Raw genomic sequence first — 15510 nt, forward strand, 5'->3', positions numbered from 1 at the left:
ACGCGTGGCGGCATGCCGTGCGAGGAGGGGACATGGAATCTGATTTCGGCGGCGCTGCCGTTGTTTGCGGCGTCGAGGTGCCGTATCGGCGCCAGGCGCCGGAGTACACGACCGGCGATTTGCTTGCCCAGGCGTTCGCGCTGGCGCTCGAGCAATCGGGGTTCGATGCGCGCGAGGTGGATGGCCTTGGCGTGGCGTCGTTCACGCTCGCGCCCGATCATGCGATCGACATGGCCTGGCGGCTGGGCATCAGCCCACGCTGGTGCATGGACGACTGCCACGGCGGCGCGAGCGCGATCAACCTGCTGCAGCACGCGATCCGCGCGGTGCAGCACGGCGACGCCTCGGTGATCGTGCTGCTTTCCGGCGACCGCTTCGAGGCCGCCGATTTCCGGCAACTGGTCGAGCACTACAACCTCACGACGCGCACCTACCTGCGGCCGCTCGAAAACGGCGGGCCGAACAGCCTGTTCTCGATGCTCACGCAGCGCCATGCGCGCCGCTACGGGCTGGACGCGCGTGATTACGGCGCCTTGTGCGTGGCGCAGCGCGAGTGGGCCGCGCTCAATCCGGGCGCGGTGTACCGCGCACCGCTCACGCTCGACGAGTATCTCGCCGCGCCGCGCGTGGCCGACCCGCTCGGGCGCTTCGACTGCGTGCCCGTGGTGTGCGGGGCGAACGCCGTCGTGGTGGCGCGCGCGGATCTCGTGAAAACGCAGGCCGAACACGCGCCTGAGCCGCTTCATGTGCGCGCCTTGCAATGCCGCTACAACCCCGATCATCAGACGGGCGACGGCCTGGAGACGGGCCTCGCCGCGCTCGCCAGCGCGCTCTGGGCGCAGGCGGCCGTTACGTCGGCCGACATCGACGTGATCTCGGTCTACGACGACTACCCGGTGATGACGCTGATCCAGCTCGCCGATCTCGGCTACGCACCCGGCGGCGATTTGCGCGCGCTGATCGCGCGCATCGCGTCGCGCGAGTTGGCGGTGAACACCTCGGGCGGGCAGCTATCGGCGGGGCAGGCGGGCGCGGCAGGCGGCATGCATGGGCTCGTCGAAGCGATCCGGCAGCTCCAGGGCCTGGCCGGCGCGCGCCAGGTGCGCGAGGCGCGGCTCGCGCTCGTGAGCGGCTACGGCATGGTGCAGTATCGCTACGGCATGTGTGCGAATGCCGTAGTGCTCGAAAGGAGGCCGGCATGAGCGAAACCGTTCTGATGATCCAGCGCTGCAACGCATGCGGGGAAGCGGTGTTTCCGGCGCGCTACCGCTGCCCGCGCTGCGGCGCGGCGGACTCGGCGAGCGAGGCCGCAGCCGGCGGCGCGGTGGAGGAAAGCACTGTTGTGCGGCATCGCGTGGGGGCGCAGGGCGGAGGCGATGTGTACCTCGCCAGCGTGCGCGCCGAAGCGGGGCCAGTGGTGATCGCGCGCAGCGACACGGCGCTGCGCGAGGGCGAAGCGGTGGCGCTTGTCATCGATACGGACATGCGGGTGTGGGCGCGAAAACGTTAGCAGGCCACCGCTAGCACGGCGCGGTAAGGGCGCAAGCGACGCGCGCGTTGCCTGCGCCGCCATGCGAAAATGGCCGTTTCCCCGGCAGGACTCCATGCGCCTTGCCGCCACCGTTTTCGCAACAATAGAACCGTATGACCGATCCAGCCGACGAAGCGCCGCAGCAACCCACGGCCTTCGAACTCGTCGGCGGCGAGGCGCGCGTGCGCGAGCTCGTCGACCGTTTTTATGACCTGATGGACCTCGAGCCCGAGTTTGCTGGCATCCGCGCGATGCACCCGCAGACGCTGGACGGCTCGCGCGACAAACTGTTCTGGTTCCTGTGCGGCTGGCTCGGCGGCCCGGACCACTACATCGAGCGCTTCGGCCATCCGCGCCTGCGCGCGCGCCATCTGCCGTTCGCCATCGCCTCGTCCGAGCGCGACCAGTGGCTGCGCTGCATGGCCTGGGCGATGGAGGATGTCGGGCTGTCCGAGGCGCTGCGCGAGCGTCTGCTGCATTCGTTTTTCGATACTGCCGACTGGATGCGCAATCATCCGGGCTGAAGTCGGTTCTGACAGCCGACCGTCCCGGCGTGCGCGCCAGTACAGTCCGGCTGTGCCGCGCGTGCAGCCTGTATTTCGGCCCGGAGCTCGGGCCGCCATAATGCAGGATTCGGCATCAAAACGAGGCCATTGATCCCCATGACAACACCTCCCACCCGCGCGCTCTTTCGCGAAGACGCGTATCTCACGCAGTGCGACGCCACCGTGATTGCCGTCGGCGACGATGGCGTGCGGCTCGACCAGACCGTGTTCTATCCGCTCGGCGGCGGCCAGGCCGGCGACACCGGCGCGCTCGTGCTTGCCGACGGCACGCGCATCGAGATCGCCGACACGCGCAAGGCCAAATTCGAAGGCGCGACACCCGACGACGCACTGCACGTCCCCGCACCGGGCCAAGAGGCGCTGCTCGCGCGCCTTGCCGCCGGCGAGCGCGTGCGCGCGGAAATCGATTGGGCGCGCCGGCATCGGCATATGCGGCTGCATACGGCGAGCCATCTGATGTGCGCAGTGCTGCCCTATGCAGTGGACGGCTGCAGCATCACGACCGACTACGCGCGCCTTGACTTCGCGACCGTCGAGCCGATCGAACGCGAGATGGTTGAGGCACGCCTCGCCGAACTGGTGGCCGGGGCGCATCCCGTGGCCACCGAATGGATCACCGACGAGCAAATGCAGCAGCGCCCCGAACTCGTACGCACGATGAGCGTGAAGCCGCCGATGGGGCTTGGACGCGCGCGTCTGCTGCGCATCGAGAACGTCGACCTGCAGCCTTGCGGCGGCACGCACGTGCGCAATACCGAAGAGATCGGCCGCCTGCGCGTGGCGAAGCTCGAAAAGAAGAGCGCGCGCACACGCCGGCTCGTGCTGGAGCTGGCCGAATGAGCGCCGCGCCCGATGCCGCTCGCACGCACGGCGGGCTCGATCCGCGCGCGCGTGAGGTGCTCGACTTCTGGTTCGGCCTGCCGGGCTCGGTGGAATTCGGCCACGAGCGCAAGATGTGGTTTCGCAAGGATGTGGCGTTCGATGCGCGGTTGCGCGAACGCTTCGGCGCGCTGCTCGATGCCGCGTGCGCGGGCGAACTCGATACGTGGTGCGCGACGCCTGAAGGCGCGCTGGCGCTCGTGATTCTGCTCGACCAGTTCTCGCGTAATTGCCATCGCGGCACGCCGCGCGCGTTTTCCTCGGACGACAAGGCGCTCGACATTGCGCGCGCGATGGTGGAGAGCGGGGCCGATCGGCGTCTGCCGAGCCCGCAACATCGCGTGTTCGCGTATCTGCCGTTCGAGCACGCGGAATCCGCCGAGGCGCAGCGCGAATCGTTGCGGCTTTTCGGCGAGCTCGCGCAGGATCCGGAATGCAAGGGCTACTACGATTACGCGCTGCGCCACGCGGCCGTCATCGAACGCTTCGGGCGGTTCCCGCACCGCAACGCGCAGCTCGGGCGCCCGACCACCGGCGCCGAAGCCGCGTTTCTGCTCGAGCCGGGCTCGTCGTTCTGACGCGCTGGGCGGGTCGCTCAGCGCCCGCCACTCACGTCGAGCAGGGCGCCGGTCACGTACGACGCCGCATCGCTCAACAGCCACACGATCGTTTGCGCCACTTCTTCGGCGCTGCCAGGACGCCCGAGCGGCGTTTGCGCGCCGAGCACGGCCGCGCGCTCGGGCCGGCCGCCGCTCGCATGGATTTCCGTGTCGATGAGGCCCGGGCGCACCGCATTCACGCGCACGCCCTGCGGGCCGAGTTCCTTGGCGAGACCGATCGTCATCGTGTCGATGGCGCCCTTGGACGACGCATAGTCGACGTACTCGTTGGGCGAGCCGATGCGCGACGCAGCCGAGGACACATTCACGATCGCGCCGCCGTCGCCGCCGCGATCCTTCGACATGCGCCGGGCCGCTTCGCGCGCGCACAAGAAGGCGCCGTAGACGTTCACGTCGAACATGCGCTTGAGGCGCGCGGCGTCCATGTCGGCGACTTGCGAGCCGGGCGCGACAATGCCTGCGTTGTTCACGAGCGCATCGATGCGTCCGTACGCCGATTCGAGCGTGTCGAACATCGCGACCACATCGGCCTCGCTGGCGACGTCGCCGCGCAGCACGCGCGCGTGGCCGCCCGCGCGGCCCACTTCGGCCGCGGTTTCCTCGGCGGCCGGTTCGTTGTGCAGATAATTCACGCCCACGGTCCAGCCGTGCGCGCCGAGCAGCCGAGCGCACGCGCGGCCGATGCCGCGGCTCGCGCCTGTGATCAGAACGACTTTGCCCATCTGGGTGTCACCTCCTGTCGATGGCGCCCATGCGAAGCATGGGGATGCACGTGCGGTGCGGATCAGCGCGGGCTCAAGGGCTCAGACCTTCTCGCGCTGATCGGCCCACTTATCCTTGGCGGGCGCGTGGTACTGCTGAAGCTTGCCGATCAGCGCAGCGGGGTCGCTGTCGATCTGCAGCAGATCGAAATAGGTCTGGCGCATGAAGCCTTCGCGCACGGTGTGATCGAGCAGCGCGATGAGCGGGTCGTAGAAGTGGTCGATATTGAGCACGCCCACCGGCTTGTGGTGATAGCCGAGCTGCGCCCACGTGTAGACCTCGAACAGCTCTTCGAGCGTGCCCGCGCCGCCGGGCATCGCGACGAACGCATCGGAGAGATCGGCCATCATCTTCTTGCGCTGATGCATGTCGGGCACGACGTGCAGCTCCGTCAAGCCGTTGTGGCCGACTTCCTTGTCCACCAGAAGTTCGGGAATCACGCCGATCGCGCGGCCGCCGTGCGCCATCACGGTGTCGGCGATCACGCCCATCAGGCCCACCTTGCCGCCGCCGTAGACGAGTGCGAGGTTCGCGTCGACGAGCGCGCGCCCGAACGCCTGCGCCGCTTCGTGATAGACCGGTCTGGCTCCCATCGAGGAGCCGCAATATACGCAGACTGCTTTCATGCGCGGGAATCCTTGTTGTCCTTGGCGCCTGCCACGCCTGTCGCTCCCGCCGTGCCTTCGCGCGGCGGCAGGTAATCGTAGAACTGCCGCTTGGGCAGCTTGCCCGTGACGAGATCGTCGAAGAGCTGGCGTGCGCGGCCGCGCAGATAAGGCGCCATCAGCGAAATGATCTGCACGCTCACCTGGTGCAACTCGTCCTGGATCGCTTCCTGGTCGTTGTACTTGCGCGGGTTCATCACGAACTGGTACGAGAGCCAGTACGTGGCTATGACGCCGATATTGGTCGAGATCACGTCGATCTCGGCGGCCGTGGCGACCATCTCGCCGTCTTCCACGAGCTGTTCGCAGAACTGCTTCGCGAAGTGCACCTTGTGGCTGATGATCTGCTTGAAATGCATCTCCAGCGTGCGATTGCGCGCGAGCAGGTCGTTCAGGTCGCGGTAGAGGAAGCGGTAGCGCCACGTGAAATCGACCATGTACTGCAGGTAGGCCCACATCTCGTCGATGGTGGCGCGATGGTCGTCCGGGAAACGCAGACGCTTTTCGATCTCCTGCTCGAACTGGCTGAAGATGCTGTTGATGATGTCGTCTTTGTTGCGGAAGTGGTAGTACAGGTTGCCTGGACTGATCTCCATTTCCTCGGCGATGGTCGTCGTGGTGACGTTGGGCTCGCCGATCTCGTTGAACAGTTTCAACGACAGCTCAAGAATCCGTTCGCGTGTACGGCGGGGAGGTTTTGAATCCATGTCGTCCGGCCTTGGAGGTGCGGCGCCGGGCCGGCAACGCTCGCGCAAGTGCGAAGCGTCGCGTGCCCGGTCGCGGGGGGTCGTATTTTAAGACTGTCGTTCGATTATAAACCGACGCTCCTGGCGCACAGCCGGGCCTGTCCGGCAAGCAGGACATGAACGCCGGGAAAGGGGTGTGCGGCGCGGGACCGGCCTTGCTCTCAGCGCGCGCCGAGCCAGTGCAGCAGCGCGGGGCCGAAGCGCGGCACGAGGATCAAACCCCAGGCCATCACGCAGGTGAGGAGCGCTAGCGTGACGGCCGCGCTGCCGAGATCCTTGGCGCGCCCCGAAAGCTCGTTGCGTTCGAGGCCGATGCGGTCGACGGCGTTTTCGATGCTCGAATTGAGCAGCTCGACGATCAGCACCAGCATCACCGAGCCGAGCAGCAGCACGCGCTCGACCGGCTCGACCGGCACCAGCACGCCAATGGGCACGAGGATCGCCGCGAGCGTGAGCTCCTGGCGAAACGCGCTTTCCTCGCGGATGGCGACGCGAAAGCCTTTGATCGAATATTTGAGCGCGTTCCACGCGCGCATCACGCCACGGTTGCCCTTGTACGGGTTGAACGGCAGCGGGGCCAGCGGATCGTCGGGGCCCAGCGGCTCGTGCAGATGCGCGGGCTCCGGCGGCTCGAGTGCGGCGAGCGGTTCGCGAGGCGGCGCGGGGCGCTCGCCCGCGCGCGATGACGGGGGCGCTGTGGGCGCCTTGGAAGGGGATGAAGGACGTGGGGTCATAACAGACGAAGTCGATGCCGCAGTATCGCACGCGTCTTCGCCCGTTGCGCGGGGCGCGGCTGTGAGCGTCTGGCCACCGTCGTCGGTGTCGGTGGGGGCAAGCGCAGGGCGGGTGGGGGTCATCGGCTTCGCTGCGGACTGCGGGCGGCGCTCAGGCCGCCGCGCCCGATTCCTGCATTGCCGTGTGCGAGCGCGGCTTCAGGTGCGAAGCGAACTGCTCCGATGCGGCCGTCCACGAGAAGCGCTCGGCCCACGCGCGCGCCGTGACGCGATCGATCTTGAGCGCTTCGAGGCACGCTTCGCGCAAATCCTCGTTCATTGAGCCCGCGCCGCCTGTGCCCAGCACGTCGATCGGACCCGTGACGGGGTAGGCGGCCACCGGCGTGCCGCAGGCAAGCGCTTCGAGCAGCACGAGGCCGAAGGTGTCGGTGCGGCTCGGGAACACGAACACGTCGGCGGCGGCATAGACCTTCGCGAGTTCGGGTTGGCTCAGCACGCCCAGATAGTTGGCCTGCGGATAACGCGACTTGAGCTCGGCGAGTGCCGGGCCTTCGCCGCAGACCCACTTCGAGCCCGGCAGATCGAGCTTCAAGAAAGCTTCGACGTTCTTCTCGACGGCCACGCGCCCGACGTAGAGGAAGATCGGGCGAGCGGTGTTGAGCACCTTCGACTCCATCGGCCGGAAGATGTCGAGGTCGACACCGCGCGTCCACAGCACGACGTTCGTGAAGCCGAACTTCTCGAGGTCGGTCTTCACGACCGGCGTGGGCGCCATCACCGCGAGCGACGGCTTGTGGAACCAGCGCAGGAAGCGGTAAGTCGCTTCGAGTGGAATGCCGAAGCGCGCCTGCACGTACTCGGGAAAGCGCGTGTGATAGGCGGTCGTGAACGGCAGGTCGTGATCGATGGCGTAGCGGCGCGCGGCGAGCCCGAGCGGGCCTTCGGTGGCGACGTGGATCGCATCGGGGCCGAAGGCGTCGATGCGCTTGCGCAGATGGCGCCTCGGCATCAGCGAGAGCCGGATTTCCGGGTACGTCGGGCACGGCACCGTGCGGAACTCGAGCGGCGTGAGCAATTCGACTTGATGCCCGAGCGCGATGAGCTCGCGCGTGGTGTTCTTCAGTGTCCGTACCACGCCGTTGACTTGCGGCTCCCATGCATCGGTCACGATCATCACTTTCATAGGTCGTCGGCTCTCGGGTTACGTGGGTGGGAATGGCGGGTTTGCCGGATGCGGCTCAAGCGTGGTTCAAGCGCGTGGTTCAGGCCGCGCTCACGCGCGGCTTGCGCGCCGCGCCCTGCGCCTCGGGCGCCTGCATTACGGTCCAGTAGACGATGCGCAGTTCGCCCTCGAAGGTCTCGACGAGCGCCGAGAGGCTTTCCACCCAGTCGCCGTCGTTGCAATAGAGCATGTCGTCGATCTCGCGGATCTCGGCTTTGTGGATGTGGCCGCAGACCACGCCGTCGCAGCCGCGACGGCGCGCTTCATCGGTCATCACGCCTTCGAACGACGAGATGAAGTTCACGGCGTTCTTGACCTGGTGCTTGAGGTACTGAGAAAGCGACCAGTACTGGAAGCCCATCCGCGCACGGACGCGGTTGAACCAGCGGTTCAGCACCAGAATCATCGTGTAGGCCGAGTCGCCGAGATAGGCGAGCCACTTGGCGTGCTGGATCACGCCATCGAAGAGATCGCCGTGCACGACCCACAGGCGCTTGCCGGCGAGCGTCGTATGGAACGCTTCCTCGCGCACGTGGATGTCACCGAACGCGAGGTTGCAGAACTGGCGCGCGCCTTCGTCGTGATTGCCGGGGATGTAGACCACCTGGGTGCCCTTGCGCGCCTTGCGCAGGATCTTTTGCACGACGTCGTTGTGCGCCTGCGGCCAGTACCAGCCTTTGCGCAGTTGCCAGCCGTCGATGATGTCGCCCACCAGGTACAGATACTCCGACTCGTTGTGACGCAGGAAGTCGAGCAGATAGTTCGCCTGGCAGCCGCTGGTGCCCAGATGAATGTCGGAGAGCCAGATCGTCCGGTAGCGGTGCGGTGCGGGGTGATCGTCGTCGTGGGCGGCGGGCGCGGGCGCGCCATTCAGGGGCAAGGGCAGGGGCAGCGTGGGCGCCGCGGCACCCGGACCGGGGTGGAAGGCGGCGGGGTCGGCGCCCGGCGCGGTGGTCTGCCGGAATAATGAGGTCGCGGACGTCTTCTGGGCCATGGCTCACGCGGCAGGTTGCAATACGCGCATTGCGCCATGAGGCCATGACGTCGACATGACAGTCACAAGAAAGTCTTGTTACGCAGTCCTTGTGAGATTCGAGGGGAGGCTGGCGGCAGCGTGGTGGTCTGCACGAACGGCAGCGTTCGCGCGACGTGCCGTGACGGTTTGATGACGTGGCGGCGTGGTCGCGCTGGCGCTTGGGCTTACCTCAGCACGGCGACGACGCGGGTCCCGACGATCCGGTCGTGCAGAAACTGCCGTCCGGGCGCGAAGCGCGCGCTCACGGCCCACAACGCGAACCATGCGACCTCGAGCACGAGCGTGTGCGGCACCGAAAGATTCAGAAGCGGATGCAGCGCGAGCGGCGGCAGGAACCACAGCCAGGCAGCGAAGTAGCGCAGCGTGGCGCGGGCGAGCGAGGGCGGGGCGTTGTCGCGGCCGACTACGCGCAGGCGCCAGGTCTTCATCGGCAGCGTTTGCCCACCGCGATGCCACATGCCGACGAAATAAATGCCCGCCACGAGGGCGATCCACGCGGCCATCAGCCGATGATGGGTGTAGCCGTTGCGCTGTTGCAATACGAGGCTGAACGCGAGGCCAGCGGCAAAGATCACGCCAAAGAGCAGCACGGCTTCGTAGACGAGCGCGGCGAGCCGCCGGCGCACGGTAACGAGCGGCAAGGATGTGGGCGGTTGCGCGTCAGGCGCCGCTTCGTTTGCGGATGGCGAGCGTTGTGCAACGCTCGCGGCGGGCATGGTGGCTGAGACGGGTTCGGTCACGGCGGCGTCGCGATGCGGATAAGGGACGGGACACCGTGAGGATAAACGCGAAGCGCAGCGGTGAGTAACGCGGGAAAACGCGGGAAAACGCGCTGGCGCGCGCGAAGCGAGACGCGCACCGACGCACGGTGGCGTACAAGCGCGCTCAGGATCCCTTGAACGCCGCGGGCGCCTCGGCCGGCGACACCGGCACGGGAATGGCCGGCACGAAGCTGCCTGCCGCCGGGATGCTGGCCGCGAGCGCGGCAGCGGGCGGCGTCGGGAGCTGCCCGGACGTGCCCGGCTGAACCGGTTGCGCCGGCGAGGACGCGCCTCGCGCTCCCGATGCGCCGGACGCCGTGCGAGCACGCACGCCGTGCTCGCGCTCATTCACGAGCCGTCCGATGTCACGAATCTCGCTCTTGTTGCCGCTCGGCGGTGCGCTGACCACGGTGCGGCGCTTGCGCTCGCTGGCGGCGAGGTGCTCTTTCTGCTCTTCCGGAAGCTGCTGATAGGCCTTCCAGGCACGCTGGCGCGCCTGTGCAGTCATCTCCTTGGACACCTGATAGTTCTCACGCGCCACGCGGCGCTGTTCAGGCGTCATACGCACCCATTCAGTCATGCGTTCCTGGAGGCGCTTTTGCGCTTCCGGCGACATCTTCGGGTAACGTGAGGCGATCCTCAGCCATTTGCGCTTGCGCGCGTCGCTGAAGGTGTCCCATTCGGCGGCAAAGGGCGCGAGCGCTGCGCGCTGGGCGTCCGTGAGGCGCGCCCAGGACAGCGGGCCGGCGTTTTCGGGCTGCGCAGGCACGGCAGCCGGGGTCCCGGCAGGGGCCTGGGATTGTACCGGCGCCGCCGCGGCGGCCTCGGCGGCCGGCGTCGGATGAAAGCGCGGATACGTCGCCGCATACGCTACGAGTGCCGCGACTACGGTTCCAATGACAACGGCCAAGCCGCGCTTGTAACTCACCCCGTGAATCCCCCGCTTCAGTGCGCGCGCGACAGGTACGCGTTGAACCCGTGGTCGAGGTAGGCCGTGAGCGGCAGATCGTCGCTCAGCATGGCCGCGTCGATATCGGCGAGTTCTGCGGTACGTTGTTGGTCTTCGAAATACGCAATGGCGAACAGGCCCGCGACCAGTGCCGCGAGCGGCCAGGCGAGCGCGAAGCGCGCGAGCGCGGAACGCCGGCGCGGCGGCTTGAGGCCGCCCTGCGCGATGCCGGGAAGCGTGCCCGCGCCCGCAACCGCGAACGACGGCACGCGCACGAACACCGGTTGCTCGGCTTTTTTGCGGCTCAGCGCGACCTTGCGGGCAGCGGCGAGGCGGCTGGTAGTGGCAGCGGGCAGGCCCGCGGCGCTCTCGTCGAGCGCGCGGCGCATCGCCTGCACGAATTCTGATTCTTTATTGTCAAGGGCGGAGCTCATAGCGTGATTCCTTTGGCCTTGAGCGCTTGAGCCAGCGTGTGGGTGGCCCGCGAACAGTGCGTTTTCACGCTCCCTTCGGAACAGCCCATGGCGGCGGCGGTTTCGGCGACATCCATATCTTCCCAGTAACGCATCAGAAACGCTTCCCGTTGACGTGCCGGTAATTTCTGGACCTCTTCGTCGATCAGGTTGAGCACCTGCGCGCGTTCGATCTGCTGCTCGCTGCTTTCCGCGCCCGCCGAACCCGACTCGGCCTCGAAGGTTTCGAGAATGTCGAATTCCTCGTCCTCGGAGTTGCCGAGCGAGGAAAAGAGGCTTACCCACGTATTGCGCACCTTCTGCCGACGGAAATAGTCGTGCATCGTGTTCTGAAGGATGCGCTGGAAGAGCAGGGGTAGTTCGGCGGGTGGGCGGTCCCCGTATTTTTCCGCGAGCTTGATCATCGCGTCCTGCACGATATCGAGCGAGGCGTCGTCGTCGCGCACGGCGTAGACCGTCTGCTTGAACGCGCGTCTTTCGACGCCCGCCAAAAAGTCGGCGAGTTCCTTTTCTGATGCCATCCGTTGCAGGGCGCCGCCACCAGCGTACGCGTAATCGTTCGAAAAATGTCGTAAAGCTCGCGGATGCTAGCAAATTTTCAGGCCATCCGGTTAGCCGGCGGCCTGTGCGCTGCGTCATATCACAGTGTTGCATGCCGCGCGGGCGCCACTGGCGCGACGCAAGGCGCAGACCGCCGCGCACCGGCCCGCGAGCGGGATGGGCCTGCGCGCAACATTTATGCCCGGGATGATCGAAAACTCCATGAATTGCTTGACCGAACAAGGACTAAACGATATCGTCGATGGTTCGCAACATAAGTGACTTGTCTCAATTCAGGTGTGGCCCATGAGGCTCATCTGTCAACTGGACGCGCCGCTTGAACCCGAGCCACGAGCCCGGCAGAGAGCACCCGATCAATTTTTTGCCGAAAATTCGAAAGGTGAATGATGAATATGCCCAGCGCGGAATTCTCCACGTCGGTCCCCCCTTCGCAAGAATCTGACTCCCAAGCTCATACCTCCATCGGCGGAACCGTGCTGATGAAGGCGCTCGCCGACGAGCAGGTCGAATTCATTTGGGGCTACCCCGGCGGCTCGGTACTTTACATTTACGACGAGCTGTACAAGCAGGACAAAATCGAGCACGTTCTCGTGCGCCACGAACAGGCAGCCGTGCATGCGGCCGACGCCTACGCGCGTTCGACCGGCAAGGTCGGCGTGTGTCTCGTGACCTCGGGACCTGGTGTCACCAATGCGGTGACGGGCATCGCGACGGCCTATATGGACTCGATCCCGATGGTGATCATCAGCGGCCAGGTGCCTACCGCCGCGATTGGTCAAGACGCCTTCCAGGAGTGCGACACGGTCGGCATCACGCGTCCCTGCGTGAAGCACAACTTCCTCGTGAAGGACGTGCGCGATCTCGCCGCTACCGTCAAAAAAGCTTTCTACATTGCGCGCACCGGCCGCCCCGGTCCCGTGCTGATCGACATTCCGAAGGACGTGTCGAGGACGCCGTGCGCGTATGAGCAGGTCAAGAGCATTGCGCTGCGCTCGTACAACCCGGTCACCAAGGGCCACTCGGGGCAGATCCGCAAGGCGGTTTCGCTGCTCCTGTCGGCCAAGCGTCCGTATATCTACACCGGCGGCGGCATCATCCTCGCGGATGCGTCGCGCGAACTGAACCAGTTCGCGGACCTGCTCGGCTATCCGGTCACGAACACGCTGATGGGTCTGGGCGGCTACCGCGCGAGCGACCGCAAATTCCTCGGCATGCTCGGCATGCACGGCACTTACGAAGCCAACATGGCGATGCAGCACTGCGACGTGCTGATCGCAATCGGCGCACGCTTCGACGACCGCGTGATCGGCGACCCGCATCACTTTGCCTCGACGCCGCGCAAGATCATTCATATCGACATCGACCCGTCGTCGATCTCGAAGCGCGTGAAGGTCGATATCCCCATCGTCGGCGACGTGAAGGAAGTGCTCAAGGAGCTCATCGAGCAGCTTCAGCACGCCGAGCACGGCCCGGATACGGCGGCGCTCGCCGACTGGTGGAAGGACATCGAAGGCTGGCGCGAGAAGAACTGCCTGAAGTTCGACCGCTCGAGCGAGATCATCAAGCCGCAGTACGTGGTGGAAAAGGCGTGGGAGCTTACGGGTGGCAACGCGTTCGTGTGTTCGGACGTGGGCCAGCACCAGATGTGGGCCGCGCAGTTCTATCGCTTCAACGAGCCGCGCCGCTGGATCAACTCGGGCGGCCTCGGCACCATGGGCTTCGGCCTGCCGGCGGCGATGGGCGTGAAGATGGCGCACCCCGACTCCGACGTGCTGTGCATCACGGGCGAAGGCTCGATCCAGATGTGCATTCAGGAGCTGTCGACCTGCAAGCAGTACGACACGCCCGTGAAGATCATTTCGCTGAACAACCGCTACCTTGGCATGGTCCGCCAGTGGCAGCAGATCGAATACAGCAAGCGCTATTCGCATTCGTACATGGATGCGCTGCCTGACTTCGTGAAGCTCGCCGAAGCGTATGGCCACGTCGGCATGCGGATCGAAAAGACGGCTGATGTGGAGCCGGCGCTCAAGGAAGCGCTGCGCCTGAAAGACCGCACGGTGTTCCTCGATTTCCAGACCGACCCTTCCGAGAATGTCTGGCCGATGGTACAGGCCGGCAAGGGCATCACCGAGATGCTGCTCGGCTCGGAAGACCTGTAACGGTATTCGAACGAAAGCCGTTGCAATCCCGCGCGGCGCGCGTCCACACAAGGGGCGCGCGGGTTCGCGGGAACGCAACGGCGACACGCTCAACTGGATAAATCGCGGATCACATCATGAGACACATCATTTCCGTTTTGCTGGAAAACGAGCCGGGCGCGCTTTCGCGCGTGGTCGGGCTCTTCTCGGCACGCGGCTACAACATCGAAACCTTGACGGTGGCGCCGACCGAAGACCGTTCGCTGTCGCGCATGACCATCGTTTCCATTGGCTCGGACGACGTGATCGAACAGATCACGAAGCATCTGAACCGCCTGATCGAGGTGGTGAAAGTGGTCGACCTGACCGAGGGCGCCCACATTGAGCGCGAGCTAATGCTGATCAAGGTCAGGGCGGTCGGCAAGGAACGCGAGGAGATGAAGCGGATGGCGGACATTTTCCGCGGCCGCATCATCGACGTCACCGAAAAGACTTACACGATCGAACTGACGGGTGCGAGCGACAAGCTCGACGCGTTCATCGAAGCGATCGACGCCGCTGCGATTCTCGAAACCGTCCGCACGGGCGGCTCGGGCATCGGGCGCGGAGAGCGCATTCTGAAGGTGTGACACCCGATCTTTTTTGCGGGTTTGACAACTCAAGCACCGGAACCCCGACCGGATGCCAAGCGCACGAGCGACGCATCCGGTGCAGCGCAAGCTGTTAGCAATACCGAAATTCATCAAGTATCTCGCCAAGGAACCAACATGAAAGTTTTCTACGACAAGGACGCCGATCTCTCCCTCATCAAGGGCAAGCAGGTCACGATCATCGGTTACGGCTCGCAAGGCCACGCCCACGCGCTGAACCTGAAGGAAAGCGGCGTGAACGTCACGGTCGGTCTGCGCAAGAACGGCGCATCGTGGAGCAAGGCTGAGAACGCCGGCCTGCAGGTCAAGGAAGTGGCCGAAGCCGTGAAGAGCGCAGACGTCGTCATGATGCTGCTGCCCGACGAGCAGATCGCCGATGTCTACGCGAAGGAAGTTCACGCGAACATCAAGAACGGCGCAGCGCTCGCATTCGCGCACGGCTTCAACGTCCACTACGGCCAGGTGATCCCGCGCGCGGATCTGGACGTCATCATGATCGCCCCGAAGGCGCCGGGCCACACGGTTCGCGGCACCTACTCGCAAGGCGGCGGCGTGCCCCACCTGATCGCTGTCCACCAGGACAAGTCGGGCGCAGCGCGTGACATCGCCCTGTCGTACGCAGCAGCGAACGGCGGCGGCCGTGCCGGCATCATCGAAACGAACTTCCGCGAAGAGACCGAAACCGACCTGTTCGGCGAGCAAGCCGTGCTGTGCGGCGGTACGGTCGAGCTGATCAAGGCTGGCTTCGAAACGCTGGTGGAAGCCGGCTACGCGCCGGAAATGGCGTACTTCGAGTGCCTGCACGAACTGAAGCTGATCGTCGACCTGATCTACGAAGGCGGCATCGCAAACATGAACTACTCGATCTCGAACAACGCCGAGTACGGCGAGTACGTGACCGGCCCGCGCGTCGTCACGGAAGAGACGAAGAAGGTCATGAAGGACGTCCTGAAGGACATCCAGACCGGCGAATACGCGAAGAGCTTCATTCTCGAGAACAAGGCTGGCGCACCGACGCTGCAGTCGCGCCGCCGTCTCGGCGCCGAGCACCAGATCGAAGTGGTCGGTGCGAAGCTGCGCGCGATGATGCCGTGGATCGCCGCGAACAAGCTCGTCGACCAGTCGAAGAACTAAGTCTGACGGCGTTGTTCCGAGCGTGCGTACGGATTTGCCCGGTCGCACGCCACTCAGTATCAAAGAAAGCCGCCCAGGTG

General features: G+C 65.6%; 18 protein-coding genes. 8 read left to right on the forward strand and 10 right to left on the reverse strand.

From position 1 onward, the window contains the following. Positions 1-32: 32 nt before the first annotated feature. From HV773_RS06200 to HV773_RS06220, 5 genes are all read left to right on the forward strand, one after another. Entirely contained in the window at positions 33-1202 is a 1170-nt protein-coding gene (locus tag HV773_RS06200) for a thiolase family protein (protein WP_129561576.1), read from the forward strand. Further along, the gene (locus HV773_RS06205; protein ID WP_129561577.1) at positions 1199-1510 is read left to right on the forward strand and encodes a zinc ribbon domain-containing protein; all 312 of its coding nucleotides are present in this window, start codon (positions 1199-1201) and stop codon (positions 1508-1510) included. Before HV773_RS06200 ends, HV773_RS06205 begins: the two co-directional genes overlap by 4 nt. A 134-nt stretch (positions 1511-1644) precedes the next feature. Continuing rightward, on the forward strand, positions 1645-2055 hold the full coding sequence (locus tag HV773_RS06210) for a group II truncated hemoglobin (RefSeq protein WP_129561578.1): 411 nt from the start codon (positions 1645-1647) through the stop codon (positions 2053-2055). A gap of 138 nt (positions 2056-2193) precedes the next feature. Further along, entirely contained in the window at positions 2194-2937 is a 744-nt protein-coding gene (locus HV773_RS06215; RefSeq protein ID WP_129561579.1) for an alanyl-tRNA editing protein, read from the forward strand. Next, a complete protein-coding gene (locus HV773_RS06220) occupies positions 2934-3554 on the forward strand; it encodes a DUF924 family protein (RefSeq protein ID WP_129561580.1) in 621 nt (206 codons plus the stop codon). Before HV773_RS06215 ends, HV773_RS06220 begins: the two co-directional genes overlap by 4 nt. Positions 3555-3571: 17 nt before the next feature. On the opposite strand, the gene HV773_RS06225 is transcribed toward HV773_RS06220, so the two are convergent. The 10 genes from HV773_RS06225 to HV773_RS06270 all read right to left on the reverse strand — a co-directional run bounded on the left by HV773_RS06225 (position 3572) and on the right by HV773_RS06270 (position 11465). Next, a complete protein-coding gene (locus HV773_RS06225; RefSeq protein WP_129561581.1) occupies positions 3572-4318 on the reverse strand; it encodes an SDR family oxidoreductase in 747 nt (248 codons plus the stop codon). An 81-nt stretch (positions 4319-4399) separates the two neighbouring features. Beyond that, the gene (locus tag HV773_RS06230; protein ID WP_129561582.1) at positions 4400-4984 is read right to left on the reverse strand and encodes an LOG family protein; all 585 of its coding nucleotides are present in this window, start codon (positions 4982-4984) and stop codon (positions 4400-4402) included. Beyond that, entirely contained in the window at positions 4981-5730 is a 750-nt protein-coding gene (locus HV773_RS06235) for a TetR/AcrR family transcriptional regulator (protein WP_129561583.1), read from the reverse strand. Before HV773_RS06235 ends, HV773_RS06230 begins: the two co-directional genes overlap by 4 nt. 200 nt (positions 5731-5930) lie before the next feature. After that, on the reverse strand, positions 5931-6503 hold the full coding sequence (locus HV773_RS06240; RefSeq protein WP_129563298.1) for a diacylglycerol kinase: 573 nt from the start codon (positions 6501-6503) through the stop codon (positions 5931-5933). Between the two features lie 151 nt (positions 6504-6654). Beyond that, positions 6655-7686, reverse strand: coding sequence for a glycosyltransferase family 4 protein (locus HV773_RS06245; protein WP_129561584.1), 1032 nt, complete (start codon positions 7684-7686; stop codon positions 6655-6657). 79 nt (positions 7687-7765) lie between these two features. Continuing rightward, the gene (locus HV773_RS06250) at positions 7766-8719 is read right to left on the reverse strand and encodes a UDP-2,3-diacylglucosamine diphosphatase (protein ID WP_129561585.1); all 954 of its coding nucleotides are present in this window, start codon (positions 8717-8719) and stop codon (positions 7766-7768) included. A 206-nt stretch (positions 8720-8925) separates the two neighbouring features. Beyond that, entirely contained in the window at positions 8926-9477 is a 552-nt protein-coding gene (locus HV773_RS06255; RefSeq protein WP_129563299.1) for an RDD family protein, read from the reverse strand. Between the two features lie 169 nt (positions 9478-9646). After that, a complete protein-coding gene (locus tag HV773_RS06260) occupies positions 9647-10450 on the reverse strand; it encodes a DUF3106 domain-containing protein (RefSeq protein ID WP_129561586.1) in 804 nt (267 codons plus the stop codon). Positions 10451-10467: 17 nt separating this feature from the next. Beyond that, entirely contained in the window at positions 10468-10905 is a 438-nt protein-coding gene (locus HV773_RS06265) for a DUF3619 family protein (RefSeq protein ID WP_129561587.1), read from the reverse strand. Next, positions 10902-11465, reverse strand: a complete 564-nt coding sequence (locus tag HV773_RS06270) for an RNA polymerase sigma factor (protein ID WP_129561588.1) — start codon at positions 11463-11465, stop codon at positions 10902-10904. The genes HV773_RS06265 and HV773_RS06270 overlap by 4 nt, the downstream gene beginning before the upstream one ends. Before the next feature lie 426 nt (positions 11466-11891). Between HV773_RS06270 and HV773_RS06275 the strand changes: the two genes are divergently transcribed. The 3 genes from HV773_RS06275 to ilvC all read left to right on the forward strand — a co-directional run bounded on the left by HV773_RS06275 (position 11892) and on the right by ilvC (position 15430). Further along, the gene (locus HV773_RS06275; protein ID WP_129563300.1) at positions 11892-13667 is read left to right on the forward strand and encodes an acetolactate synthase 3 catalytic subunit; all 1776 of its coding nucleotides are present in this window, start codon (positions 11892-11894) and stop codon (positions 13665-13667) included. A gap of 116 nt (positions 13668-13783) precedes the next feature. Continuing rightward, positions 13784-14275: an acetolactate synthase small subunit gene (ilvN, locus tag HV773_RS06280; RefSeq protein ID WP_028226244.1), complete on the forward strand. Its 492-nt coding sequence runs from the start codon at positions 13784-13786 to the stop codon at positions 14273-14275. 108 nt (positions 14276-14383) lie between these two features. Beyond that, positions 14384-15430, forward strand: a complete 1047-nt coding sequence (ilvC, locus tag HV773_RS06285) for a ketol-acid reductoisomerase (RefSeq protein WP_174220078.1) — start codon at positions 14384-14386, stop codon at positions 15428-15430. Positions 15431-15510: the final 80 nt, after the last annotated feature.

This window comes from Paraburkholderia caffeinitolerans, assembly GCF_902859945.1.
Lineage (GTDB): Bacteria > Pseudomonadota > Gammaproteobacteria > Burkholderiales > Burkholderiaceae > Paraburkholderia > Paraburkholderia caffeinitolerans.